This is a genomic window from Streptomyces sp. HUAS ZL42, from assembly GCF_040782645.1.
Taxonomy (GTDB): domain Bacteria; phylum Actinomycetota; class Actinomycetes; order Streptomycetales; family Streptomycetaceae; genus Streptomyces.
Map to the genome: position 1 here is coordinate 3,138,829 of NZ_CP160403.1, position 16,429 is coordinate 3,155,257.

General features: G+C 70.4%; 17 protein-coding genes. 1 reads left to right on the forward strand and 16 read right to left on the reverse strand.

Going from position 1 to position 16,429, the window contains the following annotated elements; all coding sequences use genetic code 11:
• The 13 genes from ABZO29_RS14265 to ABZO29_RS14325 form a co-directional block, all read right to left on the reverse strand.
• On the reverse strand, window positions 1–402 hold the full coding sequence (locus ABZO29_RS14265; RefSeq protein ID WP_367320565.1) for a YraN family protein: 402 nt from the start codon (window positions 400–402) through the stop codon (window positions 1–3).
• 58 nt (window positions 403–460) lie between these two features.
• Window positions 461–769: a DUF2469 domain-containing protein gene (locus ABZO29_RS14270; RefSeq protein WP_003965949.1), complete on the reverse strand. Its 309-nt coding sequence runs from the start codon at window positions 767–769 to the stop codon at window positions 461–463.
• Window positions 770–825: 56 nt separating this feature from the next.
• Complete coding sequence (locus ABZO29_RS14275) at window positions 826–1,359, reverse strand: NUDIX hydrolase (protein ID WP_367320566.1); 534 nt, start codon at window positions 1,357–1,359, stop codon at window positions 826–828.
• Entirely contained in the window at window positions 1,349–2,122 is a 774-nt protein-coding gene (lepB, locus tag ABZO29_RS14280) for a signal peptidase I (protein ID WP_367320567.1), read from the reverse strand. The genes ABZO29_RS14275 and lepB (ABZO29_RS14280) overlap by 11 nt, the downstream gene beginning before the upstream one ends.
• Window positions 2,123–2,222: 100 nt before the next feature.
• Window positions 2,223–3,200: a signal peptidase I gene (lepB, locus tag ABZO29_RS14285; RefSeq protein WP_367320568.1), complete on the reverse strand. Its 978-nt coding sequence runs from the start codon at window positions 3,198–3,200 to the stop codon at window positions 2,223–2,225.
• Entirely contained in the window at window positions 3,088–4,179 is a 1,092-nt protein-coding gene (lepB, locus tag ABZO29_RS14290) for a signal peptidase I (RefSeq protein WP_367320569.1), read from the reverse strand. Before lepB (ABZO29_RS14290) ends, lepB (ABZO29_RS14285) begins: the two co-directional genes overlap by 113 nt.
• Window positions 4,172–4,921 (reverse strand): signal peptidase I, encoded by a 750-nt coding sequence (lepB, locus tag ABZO29_RS14295; RefSeq protein WP_367320570.1) that lies wholly within the window; start codon window positions 4,919–4,921, stop codon window positions 4,172–4,174. The genes lepB (ABZO29_RS14290) and lepB (ABZO29_RS14295) overlap by 8 nt, the downstream gene beginning before the upstream one ends.
• Window positions 4,922–4,966: 45 nt before the next feature.
• Window positions 4,967–5,317 carry a 50S ribosomal protein L19 gene (gene rplS / locus ABZO29_RS14300; RefSeq protein WP_129801596.1) on the reverse strand — a complete coding sequence of 117 codons (351 nt, stop codon included), beginning with the start codon at window positions 5,315–5,317 and terminating at the stop codon, window positions 4,967–4,969.
• 136 nt (window positions 5,318–5,453) lie between these two features.
• The gene (trmD, locus tag ABZO29_RS14305) at window positions 5,454–6,287 is read right to left on the reverse strand and encodes a tRNA (guanosine(37)-N1)-methyltransferase TrmD (protein WP_367320571.1); all 834 of its coding nucleotides are present in this window, start codon (window positions 6,285–6,287) and stop codon (window positions 5,454–5,456) included.
• Window positions 6,284–6,829 (reverse strand): ribosome maturation factor RimM, encoded by a 546-nt coding sequence (gene rimM, locus ABZO29_RS14310; RefSeq protein ID WP_367320572.1) that lies wholly within the window; start codon window positions 6,827–6,829, stop codon window positions 6,284–6,286. The genes trmD and rimM overlap by 4 nt, the downstream gene beginning before the upstream one ends.
• 269 nt (window positions 6,830–7,098) lie before the next feature.
• A complete protein-coding gene (locus ABZO29_RS14315; protein WP_003973401.1) occupies window positions 7,099–7,338 on the reverse strand; it encodes an RNA-binding protein in 240 nt (79 codons plus the stop codon).
• Between the two features lie 2 nt (window positions 7,339–7,340).
• Window positions 7,341–7,760, reverse strand: a complete 420-nt coding sequence (rpsP, locus tag ABZO29_RS14320; RefSeq protein WP_189937321.1) for a 30S ribosomal protein S16 — start codon at window positions 7,758–7,760, stop codon at window positions 7,341–7,343.
• A 388-nt stretch (window positions 7,761–8,148) separates the two neighbouring features.
• On the reverse strand, window positions 8,149–8,745 hold the full coding sequence (locus ABZO29_RS14325) for a hypothetical protein (RefSeq protein WP_367320573.1): 597 nt from the start codon (window positions 8,743–8,745) through the stop codon (window positions 8,149–8,151).
• A 612-nt stretch (window positions 8,746–9,357) separates the two neighbouring features.
• On the opposite strand from ABZO29_RS14325, the gene ABZO29_RS14330 reads away from it, so the two are divergent.
• A complete protein-coding gene (locus ABZO29_RS14330) occupies window positions 9,358–10,215 on the forward strand; it encodes an SAM-dependent methyltransferase (RefSeq protein ID WP_367320574.1) in 858 nt (285 codons plus the stop codon).
• Between the two features lie 21 nt (window positions 10,216–10,236).
• On the opposite strand, the gene ftsH is transcribed toward ABZO29_RS14330, so the two are convergent.
• The 3 genes from ftsH to ABZO29_RS14345 form a co-directional block, all read right to left on the reverse strand.
• Window positions 10,237–12,177 (reverse strand): ATP-dependent zinc metalloprotease FtsH, encoded by a 1,941-nt coding sequence (ftsH, locus tag ABZO29_RS14335; protein WP_367320575.1) that lies wholly within the window; start codon window positions 12,175–12,177, stop codon window positions 10,237–10,239.
• Window positions 12,178–12,303: 126 nt separating this feature from the next.
• Window positions 12,304–13,854, reverse strand: coding sequence for a signal recognition particle protein (gene ffh / locus ABZO29_RS14340; protein WP_367320576.1), 1,551 nt, complete (start codon window positions 13,852–13,854; stop codon window positions 12,304–12,306).
• Window positions 13,855–13,965: 111 nt separating this feature from the next.
• Entirely contained in the window at window positions 13,966–16,413 is a 2,448-nt protein-coding gene (locus tag ABZO29_RS14345; protein WP_367320577.1) for a [protein-PII] uridylyltransferase, read from the reverse strand.
• Window positions 16,414–16,429 lie beyond the last annotated feature (16 nt).

Below are 16,429 nucleotides of genomic sequence, written 5' to 3' on the forward strand. Positions count from 1 at the left end.
TCAGGCCACCCCCCGTACGTGCTCGACCACGGGCGCTCCGCGGCGGGGCAGGACGACGCCGATCAGGTCGATGCGGACTCCGCCGGGCGGTGCGCCTCCGTGCTCCTGCGTCCAGCGTTGTGCCAGGCCGCGCAGGCGGTCCGCCTTCAGTGGCGTGACCGCCGCCATGGGGTGCTGGAAGGGACCCGCCCTGCGGGTCTTCACCTCGCAGACGACCAGGACGTCGCCGTCCCGCGCCACGATGTCGATCTCTCCGGTCCTGCCACAGCGCCAGTTGCGCTCCAGGACCGTCATTCCGGCCTCGGCCAGCCGCCGCGCGGCGAGCGTCTCGCCGTACTTGCCGAGTGCACTGCGTGCCCGATGTGCGTTCATGTCGGCACCACCTCCGGCGCCAACGCTCACGCACTCGCCTCCACGAAGTAGATCTTCGTGGAGAACTCAGCGATTGTGGATAACTCCGTCACCCGCCCGGCAGCTCGAGGTCGCTCTTGTTCAGCTCCTCGATGTTCACGTCCTTGAACGTCAGGACGCGGACCTGCTTCACGAAGCGGGCCGGCCGGTACATGTCCCAGACCCAGGCATCCGCCATGGACACCTCGAAGAACACCTCACCCTGGACCGAGTGCACCTGCATCTCGTAGTCGTTGGTCAGGTAGAAGCGCCGCTCGGTCTCGATCACGTATTTGAACAGACCGACGACATCGCGGTACTCCCGGTAGAGCTTGAGCTCCATCTCGGTCTCGTACTTCTCGAGGTCCTCGGCGCTCATGGCATGTTCCCCTTCAGCCGTGCGATCCCACCATTGTGCGCCAGTCCCGTGAGCCCCTAGACGATTTCCGTGTCAAGGATCTCGGGCCTGGCCGGGGGACCTTCGTCGAGCAGCCTGCGCAGCAGCTCGGCGAGTCTCGTCGGATACACCGTCTCATGTGCCCGGGCCAGTTCCTGACACGTCCACCAGCGCGCTCCGGCGACACTGCGCCGCTCCAGCTCGGTGAGGGCCGCGGCCCGGGTCGCCGTGCGGGTCGTACGGGCCAGGTAGTACCACTCGTCCTGGTCCCAGCGGCGGCCCGCGAACGGGAAGGAGCACACCCGCTGCCACAGCACCGGCCCGAGCTCGACCTCGGTGATGCCGGTCTCCTCCGCGAGTTCCCGCAGCGCGGCCTCCTCGCGCGTCTCGTCGCCCTCGACACCGCCTCCCGGCGTGAACCACCAGGCGTCGGCCGGATCGTCCGGCTCGTGGCCGTGCAGGAGGAGGATGCGGTCCTCGGGGTCGAGCAGCACCACCCGGGCGACCTCGCGCAGTCCGCCGTCGCGGCCGTCGTACGAGACCTGGCTTGCGCCCGGCGTCTCAGCGGGCACCTGCGGGCTCCGTCCGGGTGCGGCCGCGGCCGCCCGTCCGCTTGGCGATGGGGCCGTACGCGCCACCGCCGAGGACGAGTACGCCTCCGGCCACGATCAGCGCGACCACCGTGCGCAGCGGGCCCGGCTGGGAGAGCGTCCCGAGCTCCTCGAAGCCGGTGGGGCGCTTCAGCATGCCGTCCATGGGCCATACGACGGCGTCGACGCGGGCGCTGACGGCGCTGCGTGCCACCGTGCCGCTGGCGGCGTCCGTGAGGTGGGCGGTGGAGTCCAGGGAGCCCTGGCGTTCGTCGCCGAGGAGGAAGAGCCGCCCCTTGGGGACCGTGACCGTCGGGAAGTTCGTGATCTCGGCCACGCTGCCCTCGGGCAGGTACGGCTCGTCGATCTGCTTGCCGTTCACGGTCAGCTTGCCCTGTGTGCAGCAGGAGACGGTGTCCCCGCCGACGGCGACCACCCGCTTGACCACGGGCGCGTTGGCCCAGGTGGCGTCCTTGAAGACCACGACGTCGCCACGGCGGACCTCGTCGCCGTCGACGCGCTGCGCCAGCACGCGGTCGCCCGCGTCGATCGTCGGGGCCATGGAGCTGGTGGGCACGGTGTACGGCCGGTAGATCACCGCTCCCCAGGCGAAGCCGCCCAGGAACAGCACAAGGCCCAGCGCGACGGCCAGTCCGGACAAGCGCTGTCCGGTCCGGCTGCCCACCGGGCCACTGCTGGTGCCACCGCTTTGCGGGGCCGTACGCGTCGTGCTCTCGCCACCCATGGACCCGCACCCTACCCGGCGGTACCGAACCCGGGGAGCCCTCTTTCCGCGACCAAGGTCACAAGCTTGGGAAAGGGTTTGCCGAACGGGACCGGGAAGGTCAGCGGGTCTCGGCCGGCGCGATCCGGCGACGACGCCACAGGGCCACCGGAACCACACCGGCGAGGGCGAGGCCCTCCGGGGCGACCGTGAGGGCGGCGGACGCCGACGACTGGGTGTTCAGGCCGTCCTGGTCGAAGGTGTCCGGGACCGGCAGGGTGCCCCAGCGGTTGATCGGCCAGGCCTTGACGATGGCGCGTCCGACGACCTGGTCGACGGGCACCATGCCGTGGTTCTTGTCCGACTGGTTGTAGCGGGAGTCGCGCGAGTTCTGGCGGTGGTCGCCCATCACCCAGATGTATCCCTTGGGGACGGTGACCTTGAACTGGCCGCCCTGGTCGTCGACGCTGCACGGGGTGTTGCCCGGGTACACGTACGGCTCGTTGAGCGCCTTGCCGTTGACCTTCAGAGGGCCGGTGTTCTTGCACTCGATGGTGTCGCCGCCGACACCGATGACGCGCTTGATCAGGTCCTTCTCCTCCGCGGACGGCATGAGGCCGATCCAGCTGAGGAACGTCTGCAGGGCGTTCGGGTTCGCCGTCGGCTCGCCGGCCAGCCAGTCGGCCGGGTCGTGGAACACGACGACCTCACCGCGCTCGGGCTCGGAGCCGAACCACGGGGTCAGCTTGTCGACGAGGACCCGGTCACCCTGCTGGAGGGTGTTCTGCATCGAGTCGGAGGGGATCGAGAACGCCTGCACCAGGAACGTCTTGATGAGCAACGCGAGAACGAGGGCGATACCGATCAGGATCGGCAGCTCCTTCCAGAAGGAGCGCGGTTTCTTCGGCTTGCGCGCCGAACCTCCGGAACCCTGGTCCCCGGCCTGGTTCTGCTCGTCCGCCGCACCGTCCTCTGCCGCTCCGGAGTCACTCCCGGAGGTCACGGCGCTGTCCGCGGCCGGGACAGCGGATTCCGCGGGGCCGCCGCGGTGCTCCTCGCCGTCGTGTCCGGACCGTGCGCCAACCGCCACATCCCCCACGCCAACTCCTTACTCTGTGCCGCTGCCTGCCCCGTACACGGCGCAGGCCCACCACTCCCATAACGAGCGGGAGTTCCGCAGGGCTCGGGAGTTGGATAGTTCCGTTCGGATCGTCGGGAGCAACCCTATGCGACAGTTGGCGGGCCGCGGTCGACCCGGACACCGAGTCGGACACGGAAGCGTAGGTTGTCGGCTCCTCCAACCTGTTCCAGTGGTTGAAGGGCCAGGCGATGACCATGGCGCGGCCCACCACCCCGTCCAGGGAGACGGTGCCGCCGTAGTCGGTGTTCTGGTGCGAGCGGGAGTCCGCGGAGTTGGCCCGGTGGTCGCCCATCACCCACAGCCGTCCCTGCGGGACGGTGATGTCGAACTGCGTGTTGGACGGCGTGTTGCCGGGATACAGATAGTCCTCGTTCAGGGGAATGCCGTTGACGGTGACTCGCCCTTGCGAGTCACAGCACTTGACGCGGTCCCCGCCGACGCCGACCACCCGTTTGATGAGGTCCTTCTCGTTGTCGGACGGCAGCAGGCCGATGAAGGTGAGCGCCTCCTTGACCTGCTTGACGACGACGGGGTCGTCCTTCTGGGTGGTGGTCTGCTCGTCCTGCAGCCAGCCGCCCGGGTCCTTGAACACGACGACGTCCCCGCGCTGCGGCTCGGAGCCGAACCACGGGGTGAACTTGTCGACCAGGACGCGGTCGCCGATCTGGATCGTCTGCTCCATGGAGCCGGACGGGATCACGAAGGCCTGGACGAGGAAGGTCTTCAGGACGAGGGCGATGAGGACCGCGACGCCGACGAGGAGCGGTATCTCCCTGACGGCGGAGCGCCTGCGCTTTCGCTTGACCTTGCGCTGCAGCTTGCGCCGCTCGGCGCGGGTGCGGCCGCCGGCCGGGCTGGCGGCACGCCGGACACCCGTGGGCAGGAGGTTGTCGGCGGCACTGCTGGGGACGCCGCGTGGTTTGCCGCGGTTACCCATGGGCGCCTGCCCCATGGGTCGGCTTCGCCTCCGGAGCACTCCGGTCGGCGGGCACACGGGCGTAGGCGTCGGTGCGGTGCAGGCGGGCGAGATGCCCGTACGGCCAGACGATCCAGTCGGCGCGGCCGATCACCTCGCCGACGGGGATCATGCCGCCGCCCGGGGAGCCCAGGTGGTCGCGGGAGTCGCTGGAGTCGCCGCGATGGTCGCCGAGGACGAACAGGGTGCCGTCGGGCACGACGACGTCGAAGGGCACCGTGGACGGGCTGTCGCCGGGGTACAGGAACGTCGACTCGTCGACCGACCGGCCGTTCACCTGGATCCTCCCCTCCTTGTCACAGCAGACCACGTGGTCTCCCCCTACACCCACAACGCGCTTGATGTAGTCGGCGTCCCCGAAATACCCGGTGCCGTCGAACACAACCACGTCCCCGCGCTGCGGCTCGGCTCCGAAACGGTACGCCAACCTATTTACGAGAACGCGGTCCCCGATCCTCAATCCGTTCTCCATGGATCCGCTGGGAATCTGGAATGGTTTCACCACGAACGCGTTGAGGAGCAGCAAAAACAGCAGGCAGATCAGCAGGGTGAGGGAGATCCGCCCGCCCGGAAGCCAGTCCGTGATCCGCGCCGGAAACGCGGAACGCGACCGCCCCTCCGGTCCCTCTGTGTCCGAGATCTCCTCGGAAGCGGAAGGGCGGGAGGAGCGGTCGCGCTCCGTCGGCTGTGCTTCGGTGTCCATCGGGGCCCGATGCTATCCGGCCCCGCTGTGACCTCCCGGAAGCGCTCAGTTCTCGCGCTTCTCCTTGATCTTCGCCGCCTTGCCGCGCAGGTCGCGCAGGTAGTACAGCTTGGCGCGGCGGACGTCACCCTTGGTGACGAGCTCGATCTTCTCCACGATCGGGGTGTGCACCGGGAAGGTGCGCTCGACGCCGACGGAGAAGGAGACCTTGCGGACCGTGAAGGTCTCGCGCACGCCGGAACCCTGGCGACGGATCACCACGCCCTTGAACTGCTGCACACGGGAGCGGTTGCCCTCGATGACGCGGACGTGGACGTTGACGGTGTCACCCGGGCGGAAGGCCGGGACGTCGCTGCGCAGCGACGCGGCGTCGACGGAGTCGAGCAGGTGCGACATTTCGTCTGCTTTCTTCGCTGATGCCACAGGTCATCAACGGGAACTAGATGTTCTGGATGAGAGTTGTGTGCGGGTCGGGGCGGGCGTCGTGTCCCCCTGTGGCAGGGGCGCACGCCGGACGGCGCACAACAGCGGCCTATTCTTCCACGCCCTCTGGCCTGCGCCAAAATCGGCCGTACGGCTCTCCCTCGGGGTCGGGCGCCCAGCCCAGGATGGAGAGCATCTCGCGGTCCTTCTTGTCGAAGACCTTGGGGTCGCAGCGCTCGATGAGATCGGGCCGGTTGGCCGTCGTCCGCTTCAGGGCCTCGTCCCGGCGCCAGCGGGCGATCTTGCCGTGATGGCCGCTGAGCAGCACGTCCGGGATGCCGCGGCCGCGCCACTGGGGAGGCTTGGTGTAGACGGGCCCTTCCAGCAGGTTGGCCATGGCGCCGGGTGCGAAGGAGTCGTCCCGGTGGGACTCGGCGTTGCCGAGAACACCGGGCAGCAGCCGCGCCACGGCCTCCGTGACCACCAGTACGGCCGCCTCACCGCCGGCGAGGACGTAGTCGCCGATGGACACCTCGTAGACGGGTATCCGGGTCGCGTACTCGTCGACGACCCGGCGGTCGATGCCCTCGTAGCGGGCCGGCGTGAAGATCAGCCAGGGGCGCTCGGAGAGTTCGACGGCGAGTTCCTGGGTGAAGGGCCGGCCGCTGGGGGTGGGGACGACGAGGGCGGGTGCGTGGGAGCCCGTCTCGTAGCCGTCCGCCAGGACGGAGTCCAGCGCGTCTCCCCAGGGGTCGGTCTTCATGACCATGCCGGGGCCGCCGCCGTACGGCGTGTCGTCGACCGTGTTGTGCCGGTCGTACGTCCAGGTCCGCAGATCATGCACGTGCACGTTCAGCTGTCCACGCGCGCGTGCCTTGCCGACGAGGGAGACGTTCAGGGGCTCCAGGTACTCGGGAAAGATCGTGACGACGTCCAGTCTCATGGGCTGTCTTCCCTGGCGGACGCGATCTCGGCCGCGTCGTCGATCAGCCCCGGCGGCGGCGTGATGACGGCCTTCTGTTCCTCGAGGTCGATCTCGGTGACGATCGCCTCCACGAAGGGGATCATCACCTCGCTCCCGTCGGGCCGCTCGACGATGAAGAGGTCCTGGGAGGGCAGGTGGGAGATCTCGGTGATGCGGCCGACCGCCACGCCGTCCTTCGTCACCACGTCCAGGTCGATGAGCTGGTGGTCGTAGTACTCGTCCTCGTCCTCGGGGAGCTCCTCGGGGTCCACCTCGGCGATCAGCAGGGTGTTGCGCAAGGCCTCGGCGGCGTTGCGGTCCGTCACGCCCTCGAAGCGCAGGAGGAGCCGGCCGCTGTGGACACGGCCGGTCTCGATGGTGAGCGGGCCCGTCGAGGCGGGGTCCGTCAGCAGTACGGCGCCGGGTGCGAGCCTCAGTTCCGGCTCGTCGGTACGGACCTCGACGGTGACCTCGCCCTTGATGCCATGGGCGCGGCCGATCCGGGCGACTACGAGCTGCACTTCTGAAGATCTCCTGTCGTAACGACGTCGGGCCGGGGACGGCCCAGTGGCCCTCCCCGGCCCTCGGGCCGATCCGGCGGATCCTGTCGCAGACGCGGGGCCCGCCACGCCCATCTGCCGCGTTGTCGTCGGTCACCGACGCTCCGCGTCGACTCCCTCCTCCGCCTTGCAGCTGGACGCACCAGGCCCCGCTCATGTGCGCTGAAAAGCAACCGCCGATTCCCTGCGACCCGATCCGCCGGACCGGCCGGAGCCGGTTGCGATAAGCGTCAGCGGACGTGGTCCACGTCGACGAGGTCGACGCGGACTCCGCGGCCGCCGATGGCGCCCACGACGGTGCGCAGGGCGCGTGCGGTGCGGCCGTTGCGGCCGATCACCTTGCCGAGGTCGTCCGGGTGGACCCGGACCTCGAGCACACGCCCGCGGCGCAGGTTGCGCGAGGCGACCTGCACATCGTCAGGGTTGTCGACGATGCCCTTCACGAGGTGCTCGAGAGCCTCCTCGAGCATGCTCAGGCCTCGGTCGACTCGGACTCGGCGGCAGCCTCGTCCTTCTTCTCAGCCTTCTTCTTCTGGGTGATCGCCTCACCCTTGCCCTCGTCGTCGCCACCGAGGGCCTCGAACGACGGGCGCGCCTTCTTCGGCTCGGCGACGAGCAGCGGGGCCGGGGCGGGCTCGCCCTTGAACTTCTGCCAGTCGCCGGTCTTCTTCAGGATGGCGAGCACGGGCTCGGTCGGCTGGGCGCCGACACCGAGCCAGTACGCCACGCGCTCGGCGTCGACCTCGATGACCGACGGGTTGTACGTCGGGTGGTACTTGCCGATCTCCTCGATCGCACGGCCGTCACGGCGGGTGCGGGAGTCGGCGACGACGATGCGGTAGTGAGGCGAACGGATCTTGCCCAGACGCTTCAGCTTGATCTTGACTGCCACGGGAGTGGGTTCTCCTGGATTTGACGTGGTTGGGCACGGCGAGACTGCCGCGTGGGGTTGCGGTACCCGAGTGCCCGATGGACGCGTCAGCCGGAGGAGAGAGGGGTCCTGTGCGGCTGTCGAGTACAGCTAGCCATTGTGCCACACCCTGCGGGTCGCTCTTGGCCGGGGTTCGGTGAGCCTGCCCGGGCATCACTGAGGGGCACCCGGCGTCTCAGGTGCCGTAGGGGTGGGCCACGCACATCCACGGGCTGACGGCATGGCTGAGCGCCGTGCGTCCCCGTGGCGGGCGCACGGCCCGCCACGCGTACGCACGGCACCCGGCAGCGGTCGATCCGCCTCGAACCCGAACCGGCAGCCACGAGATGCCGGTGTCCGGTCGCTGCGGTTACGCCGCTCCCGCCACCTCCGGGATGCGGAACGGCTTTCCGCAGCCGCCGCACACGATCGGGGCCTGGGCCAGGACCGACGGGACGACGCGCACGTTGCGGCCGCAGTCGCAGACCGCCTTGACGCGGACGCCGCCGCCGGAGGAGCCGTGGCGGGCGGCCGGGCCGCGGAAGGCACGGGTCGTCTCCGCGGTGGTGGCCGCCGTGTGCGCCTTGAGGGCGCGCTGGAGGCGCTCCATCGTCGGACGGTAGCGCCGTTTCGCCTCGGGCGTGAGGGTGACCAGCGAGAAACCGCTGCTGGGATGCGGCTCCTCGGGGTGGTCGAGGCCCAGTTCCTCGGCGATCGCGAGGAATCTGCGGTTGTGGTAGCGGCCGGCACGGGAGGTGTCGCGGACCCCGCGGGCGGCCGCGATGCCGTGGACTGCCTCATGGAGCAGTCGCTCGAAGGAGAGTTCGTGCCCGCACGCGGACGACGACTCTCCGATCAGGGACTCTGGCGCGGCGAGATCCGGCAGCTCGGGGTGGTACCGCTGAATGTCGGCCCACGCCTGCGCCAGCTCTGCGGCGAGAACAGGTGGTGTCTGTGTCGTGCTCACGTAATGACAACGAGCCGGAGTGCCCCTGTGTTCCGATTCCGGGCCATCCCAAATAATTTGCACGTACCCGTCAGTTGCGAATGATGCGCCCTGACGAGGGCGGGTGCGCAGATCTGTGGAGAAGCCGCACAGCTCGTCACAAGGTGGTGCGTAGTCTGACGTACGCCCCGGCGCGTAGATCCCGTCCATGCGCCGTGGCGACCGTGGCTCGCGGATGCACAAGAGGCGTTTCGGTCGCTCTGCCACCGGAAGGGCGTCACCTCAGTAAGCGCGCGCGACGCCCGCGACGTTACCCGGCGCGTCCCCGTCGTCCGGCACCGACCCGTCCTCGGCGACCAGACACCGTACGGTCACCGCGTGGTCGGCCGGCTCGGCCGGCGCGGGAAGTCGTCCGCACGAGGTGCTTTCCCATGGCGGGATGGTACGGGCCCACGTTGCCGGAATGTGAATTCTTGCCACAGGCACAGGCAACCCACAAGCCGGGCCTTTCGACCCCTGGACGCCACCGCAAGCTCGGAGTTTCCTGGCATACGGGGGGAGTGCGAGCGCGCGTCACGGGGGCTACTGGAAACGGGCACAGCGGCAACTCTCGGCGGATTGGGGCGCTTTTCTATGACACCTACGCTCGTGCGGCACGACCTGCCTCAGACGGGGCCTGCGCTCCGCGTGGATCAGGGTGCACGCGCGCGTGACTGGTCCGAGATCCAGGAGCGGATGCTGGTCCCGCTCTACGAGGCCGTCTACGAGCGACTCGAAGTGGGCCCGGCCACGCGGCTCCTCGCCCTCGGGTGCGGTTCGGGGCTCGCCCTGCTGATGGCGGCCTCCAGAGGCGCCACGATCACCGGTGTCGAACCTTCCTCCCCCGAACGGCTGGCCCTCGCCCGGCAGCGGCTGCTGCCAGAGGCGTGGGACACGCGTGCGCGTGGGGAGACCCGGCTCGTCGACGGTTCACCCGAGGACGCGGCCGGCACGCAGACGCCCGCGTACAACCTGGTGACCGCCTTCGAGCCCATCGGCTGCCTCGCGGGCGACGCGGAGGGGGTCGGCGGGGTGATCGCGGCCACGACACCGCTCGCCGAGCGGGGGGCGCCCGTGGTGCTGGCCGGCTGGGGGCCGCCGGAGCGCTGCGCCACGTCGTCGGTGCTGCGGGTGGCCGCCAGGCTGGCGGATCCGCTGCGCGGCGCGGCGGGCTGGCGCCCCGCCCTGCGCGACGACCTGGAAGAGGTCGCCCAGCAGGCGGGCCTGAAGCCGGACGGCTCGGGGCGGGTCGCCTGCCCCTTCGGGTACGCCGACATGGACAGTGCTCTCAAGGGACTGATGTCCACCGGTCTGTTCGACGCGGCCGTGGCCGCCACGGACCAGGCGCAGGTGGACAAGGAGCTGACGGAGGCGCTGCATCCGCACCAGCGGCGGGACGGCACGGTGTGGATGCCGAACGTGTTCCGGTACCTGATCGCCCGGATCCCCTGATCCCGTGGTGACCGGCGCCGGTCACCCGTTCCCGTCCCCCTTCGTCAACCGCGTGATCCCCGCGATCCGGTAGGCGTCCGTCTCCTCCAGCGTCTCGTGCTCCAGCAACGCCTGTGTCAGGGCGTCCAGTCGGCCACGGTGGTCGCGGAGTTTGCGGCAGGCCTCCTCGTAGCACTCGTCGACGATCCGGCGCATCTCGGCGTCGATGACGTCCAGGGTCTGCGGGGCGGCCGCGAGCCCGTAGGCCTGCTGGGCGTCGCTCGGCAGGGCGGACAGCCGGCCCACGCGCTCGCTCATGCCCCAGCGGGCCACCATCCCGCGCGCGATGTTGGTCACCTGTTCGAGGTCGTTCTCCGCACCCGTGGTGACGACCCCGTAGACCACCTCTTCCGCGGCCATGCCGCCCAGGGCGCCGATGATGCGGCCGCGCAGGTACTCCTCCGAGTGCGCGTACCGCTCCACCTCGGGGGTCGACATCGTCACTCCGAGCGCCCTGCCGCGCGGCACGATGGTGATCTTGCGGACGGGGTCGGCTCCGGGCTGCAGCATGCCCAGCAGGGCGTGCCCGCTCTCGTGGTAAGCGGTGCGCCGACGGTCCTCCTCGGGCATGACGAGTGTGCGTTCGGCACCCAGCTGCACCTTCTCGAGAGCCTCGGACAGGTCCGACCGGGTCACCTGCTCCTGCTTGCGCTTGACCGCGAGCAGAGCGGCCTCGTTGGCAAGATTGGCCAGATCCGCGCCTGTCATGCCCGGGGTCGTGCGGGCCAGGTGGGCCAGGTCCACGTCCGGGGCGAGCGGGATCTCTCGGGTGTGGATCCGCAGGATCGCCTCGCGCCCGTTGCGGTCGGGCGGGGAGACGTTGACCACCCGGTCGAAGCGGCCGGGCCGGGTCAGTGCCGGGTCCAGGATGTCGGCGCGGTTCGTCGCCGCGATGACCACCACGCCCTCCGAGCCGGAGAAGCCGTCCATCTCCGTGAGGATCTGGTTCAGCGTCTGCTCGCGCTCGTCGTGACCGCTGACCGACGCGCCGCCGCTGCGCACCCGCCCGATGGTGTCGATCTCGTCGATGAAGATGATCGACGGCGCCAGCTTGCGGGCCTCGGCGAACAGTTCCCGGACGCGGGAGGCGCCGACGCCGACGATCATCTCGATGAACTCGGACGCGGAGGCGGAGAAGAACGGTACGCCCGCCTCGCCCGCCACCGCACGCGCCAGCAGGGTCTTGCCGGTGCCCGGCGAACCCGCGAGCAGCACGCCGCGCGGCATCTTCGCGCCCATCCTGCGGTAGGCGTCGGGGTGTTCCAGGAAGTCCACCACGTCGTCGAGCTCACCCTTGACCTCGTCGATGCCGGCCACATCGGCGAACGTCGTGCGCTGGGTGCCCGGCCGGAGCTCCACCGGTTTGGGCGGCGCCTTGCGGCCGAGCATGCCGCCCGCGCCGCCCAGGCCCGCGCTCATCCGCCGCGCGAAGAAGATCCAGATCGCGACCAGCACCGCAATCGGGATCAGGGAGAAGAGCACGTTGGACAGGATGCCGCGCTGCTGCACGACGGGCTGGGCGGTCACCGTCACGCCGCGGCTGCTCAGTTCCTGCCAGAGGTTGTCGTCCGCGAAGGCCGGGCGCTGCGTCTTGAACTTGGTGTAGTCGCCGTCGCCCTCGGGGTTGTCCCGGGCGCTCTTGAGCTCGCCCTGGATCGCGTCGCCCTTGGAGTAGATCTTGGAGACGTTGCCGGTGTCGACCTGCCTGCTGAACTCTGTGTAGGAGATCGTCGGCTCGTTTCCTCTGTCGAGGTACGTCAGTCCCACATAGGCGAGCAGGAACACGATCACCGCGGTGAGGAGCAGGCTCCACCATCGGCCGCGTATCGGTCGGCCACCGGGCCGCCTGGGCTGCTCGTCCGGTGTGCCCTCGGTGCGCCACGGCTGGTCAGGGGCCTTGCGTGGTGGCGCGGCATTGCTCATATCTGGACGTTACGGCACATGCCCGGCTGTGGCACACGCTGAGGGCGCCCTCCCGTGGAGGAGGGCGCCCTCAGCGACGTACGCGATGGAGCTCAGTCCATGAGCGCTGTCGGTCCATGAGCTCGGTCAGCCCATGAACTTCTTGAACTCGTCCGGCAGTTCGAAGTCCTGACCACCCTGCTGCGGCAGCCCGAACGCGTTGCCGCCCTGGGCGGCCGCTGCGCGGCGTGCGGCCTCCTCCTGCTCCTGCTGCTTGCGCTTCATCGGGTTGCCGGAGCGCTGCTTGCCCTTCGCCTGCTTGGGCTGCTTCTTCTGCCTGCCGGGGCCGCCGCCCATGCCCGGGATCCCCGGCATGCCGGGCATGCCGCCGCCCTGGGCCATGCGGGACATCATCTTGCGGGCCTCGAAGAACCGCTCGACCAGGTTCTTCACCGCGCTGACCTCGACACCGGAACCCTTGGCGATACGGGCGCGACGCGAGCCGTTGATGATGTTCGGGTCCTGCCGCTCGCCCGGGGTCATCGACTTGATGATCGCGGCGGTGCGGTCGACGTCCCGCTCGTCGAGATTGTTGATCTGGTCCTTGATCTGCCCCATGCCCGGCAGCATCCCGAGGAGCTTCGAGATGGAGCCCATCTTTCTGACCTGCTCCATCTGGGCCAGGAAGTCGTCCAGGGTGAAGTCCTGGCCCTTCTTCGACGCCAGCTTGGAGGCCATCTTGGCGGCCTCTTCCTGGCTGAACGTCTTCTCCGCCTGCTCGATCAGGGTGAGCAGGTCACCCATGTCGAGGATGCGGGAGGCCATACGGTCCGGGTGGAAGGCGTCGAAGTCGTCGAGCTTCTCGCCGTTCGACGCGAACATGATCGGCTTGCCGGTGATCTGGCGGATCGACAGGGCCGCACCACCGCGGGCGTCACCGTCGAGCTTCGAGAGCACCACACCGTCGAAGCCGACGCCGTCGCGGAAGGCCTCGGCGGTGTTGACGGCGTCCTGACCGATCATCGCGTCGACGACGAACAGGATCTCGTCCGGCGAGACCGCGTCCCGGATGTCGGCGGCCTGCTGCATCATCTCGGCGTCGATACCGAGTCGGCCGGCGGTGTCCACGATCACGATGTCGTGGACCTTCGCCTTCGCGTGGTCGATGGAGTCCTTGGCGACCTGGACCGGGTCGCCGACGCCGTTGCCCGGCTCGGGCGCGAAGACCGCGACACCCGCCCGCTCGGCGACCACGCTGAGCTGGTTCACCGCGTTCGGGCGCTGGAGGTCGGCAGCGACAAGGAGCGGCGAGTGGCCCTGCTCCTTCAGCCACCGGCCGAGCTTGCCCGCGAGGGTCGTCTTACCGGCACCCTGCAGACCCGCCAGCATGATCACGGTCGGCGGGTTCTTCGCGAAGCGCAGGCGCCGGGTCTCGCCGCCGAGGATGGTGACCAGTTCCTCATTGACGATCTTCAGGACCTGCTGGGCCGGGTTCAGCGCCTTGGAGACGTCGGCACCGAGGGCACGCTCCTTGACGTTCTTGATGAACGTCCGGACGACCGGCAGCGCCACGTCCGCCTCGAGGAGCGCGATGCGGATTTCGCGGGCGGTGGCGTCGATGTCCGCCTCGGAGAGCCGTCCCTTGCCGCGCAGGTTCTTGAAAGTCGCTGAGAGGCGATCGGAGAGAGTATCGAACACGGCGCTCGCGGTCCTCGGGGTCGGTGGCAGGCTTCTGAATCGCCCTCCAGGGTATCCGGACGGGCGCGGTTGGGTCTCCACCGCGTTTCCACGGCGGTGGAGACCCCGGCGTCACCCTCGCAGCGTCTCCTCCAGCTTCCGCGCCACGCCCGCCGCCTCATCGCCCGGCAGCGGCGCGCCCTTGGGCCCGGTCACGTAGAAGGCGTCGACCGCGTTCGCGCCCAGCGTGCTCACATGCGCACTGCGCACCCGCACGCCCGCGTCCTCCAGCGCCCGCCCGATCCGGAACAGCAGACCGGGCGCGTCCTGGGCGCGCACCTCGATCACGGTGGCCAGGCGGGACGCGGCGGACGCGACCGTCACGCGCGGCGGGGGCGCCACGACGCCACGGCGGCGCGGATAGGCGGCGTCGCGTTCGGCGAGACGGGCGGCGATGTCCAGCGAGCCGTCCAGGGCCCGTACGAGGTCCGCGCGCAGCCGGGCGGCCTGCGGCAGGGAGCCGTACTCGGCGGCGACCCGCCAGTTCAGCAGCAGGACGGAGCCGTCGACGCCGTCCGGCAGGTCCAGGGCGCGCAGCTCGGCCGTGCGGACCGTGAGCCGGTGCATCGCCAGCACGCCGGCCACCGCGGGCAGCACACCGGACTGGTCCGGTACGGCGATGAGCAGCTCCACACCGAGCGGCTCGGGATCGCCGGAGGGCTCCTCCCCCGTGGGCGGCTCGGTCTGCGCGCGCAGCGCCAGCACGGGGCCGCCGGTCGCGACCGACTCGATCGCGAGCCGTTCCTGCTCGGCGGTGGGCGCGGCGTCCTCGGGCTCGTCCTGCAGGTTTCCGGCGAGGACCGCGGAGACCCGCTTGACCAGGTCGGCGACAAGCGAGCCCCGCCAGGACGACCAGGCTGCCGGGCCGGTGGCCAGGGCGTCCGCCTCGGTCAGCGCGTGCAGCAGCTCCAGGGTGCTCTGGGAGCCGACGGCCTCGGCGACCGAGCGGACGGTGGCCGGGTCCTCCAGGTCCCTGCGGGTGGCCGTGTCGACCAGCAGCAGGTGGTGGCGTACCAGGCCGGCGAGCACGGCCACGTCGTCGCGGTCGAAGCCGATCCGGGCGGCCACGTCCTTGGCGATGATCTCGCCGGCCACGGAGTGGTCGCCGGGCCAGCCCTTGCCGATGTCGTGCAGCAGCGCGGCGACCAGGAGGAGGTCGGGGCGGCTGACACGGCGGGTGAACTCGGAGGCCCGGACGGCGGTCTCGATCAGATGCCGGTCCACGGTCCACACGTGCACGGCGTTGCGCTGCGGGCGGCAGCGCACGCGCTCCCAGTCGGGCAGGAGACGCGTGATCAGCCCTTCGGCCTCCAGCGCCTCCCAGACGTCGACGGTCGGGCGGCCCGAGCCGAGCAGGGTCACGAGCTGTTCGCGCGCCTCGGCGGGCCAGGGCGTGGACAGGGGGCGCGTGTTGGCCGCCATGCGCCGTACGGCATGCAGGGAGAGCGGGAGGCCGGCCTGTGCGGCGGCGGCCGCGGCACGCAACGGGAGCACCGGGTCGCGATCGGGGCGGGCGGCACGGGCGAGCACCACCTCGCCGTCCTGCTCCACCACGCCTTCGGCCAGCGGGGAACGCTCGGCGACCGGCTTTCCGCCCCCGAGCATGGCGCGCAGGCGCGGCCGCACCGAGCGCGACCGCAGTACGCGCCCCACTTCGCGCCAGGTGACGTCGCTCGCATACGAGATGACGCGCGCCGCCTCGTACACCTGCCGCAGCAGCGTGTCGGCGTCGAGCAGGCCGAGTTCGGCGGCGACCTGGTCCTGCTCCTGGAGCGCGAGCCGGTCGGTCGCGCGCCCTGTCGTCAGGTGCAGGGCGTCCCGGGCGTCGAGCAGCCGGCGCCGGGCGTCGGCGAGGCCCTCGCGGGGGGCGTCGGCCAGCCAGGAGGCGGCCACGGCGCGCAGGGCGGTGGCGTCGCGCAGGCCTCCGCGGGCCTCCTTGAGGTCGGGTTCCAGGAGGTACTGCAGCTCGCCCTGGCGTTCGGCGCGTTCCGCGCACAGCTCCTGGAGTTCGGGGAGACGTTTCGGCGCCTGGTTGCGCCAGTCGGCGAGCACCGCCGTACGCAGTCCCGCCGTGAGGCCGAGGTCGCCCGCGAGGTGGCGGGCGTCGAGCAGACCGAGCTGGACCTTGAGGTCCTCGCCCGCCGTCTTGCGTGCCTCCGCCGGCGTACGGACCGAGTGGTCGAGGGCGAGACCGAGGTCCCACACGGGGTACCAGAGGCGGTCGGCCAGGGCGGCGACCGCCTTGGCGTCGCCGCCGTCGTGGAGCAGCAGAAGGTCGAGGTCGCTGCGCGGGGACAGCTCGCCCCGGCCGTACCCGCCGACCGCCACCAGGGAGACGCCGCGCAGGCCGTCCGCCGCCGCGTCGAAGAGGCCCGAGAGCCAGTCGTCGGTCAGCTCGGCGAGGGCGGCACGGCGCGGCGGCCCGGACTGCGCCCCCTCCTGGAGGAGGCGCAGCCGGGCCGCCGCGTAGCCGCTGGGTCCCGAGTCCTCTGCTTCAGTTCGCATGTCCGTACTCGTCACCCAGCGACTCCTGTTC

Bases quoted from the DNA above. Each gene is read 5' to 3' on its own strand.
- ABZO29_RS14270 (WP_003965949.1), bottom strand. From the start codon at position 769: ATGAGCGCCGAGGACCTCGAGAAGTACGAGACCGAGATGGAGCTCAAG.
- lepB (WP_367320567.1), bottom strand. From the start codon at position 2,122: ATGGGTGGCGAGAGCACGACGCGTACGGCCCCGCAAAGCGGTGGCACC.
- lepB (WP_367320569.1), bottom strand. From the start codon at position 4,179: ATGGGTAACCGCGGCAAACCACGCGGCGTCCCCAGCAGTGCCGCCGAC.
- lepB (WP_367320570.1), bottom strand. From the start codon at position 4,921: ATGGACACCGAAGCACAGCCGACGGAGCGCGACCGCTCCTCCCGCCCT.
- rplS (WP_129801596.1), bottom strand. From the start codon at position 5,317: ATGTCGCACCTGCTCGACTCCGTCGACGCCGCGTCGCTGCGCAGCGAC.
- trmD (WP_367320571.1), bottom strand. From the start codon at position 6,287: ATGAGACTGGACGTCGTCACGATCTTTCCCGAGTACCTGGAGCCCCTG.
- ABZO29_RS14315 (WP_003973401.1), bottom strand. From the start codon at position 7,338: ATGCTCGAGGAGGCTCTCGAGCACCTCGTGAAGGGCATCGTCGACAAC.
- ABZO29_RS14330 (WP_367320574.1), top strand. From the start codon at position 9,358: ATGACACCTACGCTCGTGCGGCACGACCTGCCTCAGACGGGGCCTGCG.
- ftsH (WP_367320575.1), bottom strand. From the start codon at position 12,177: ATGAGCAATGCCGCGCCACCACGCAAGGCCCCTGACCAGCCGTGGCGC.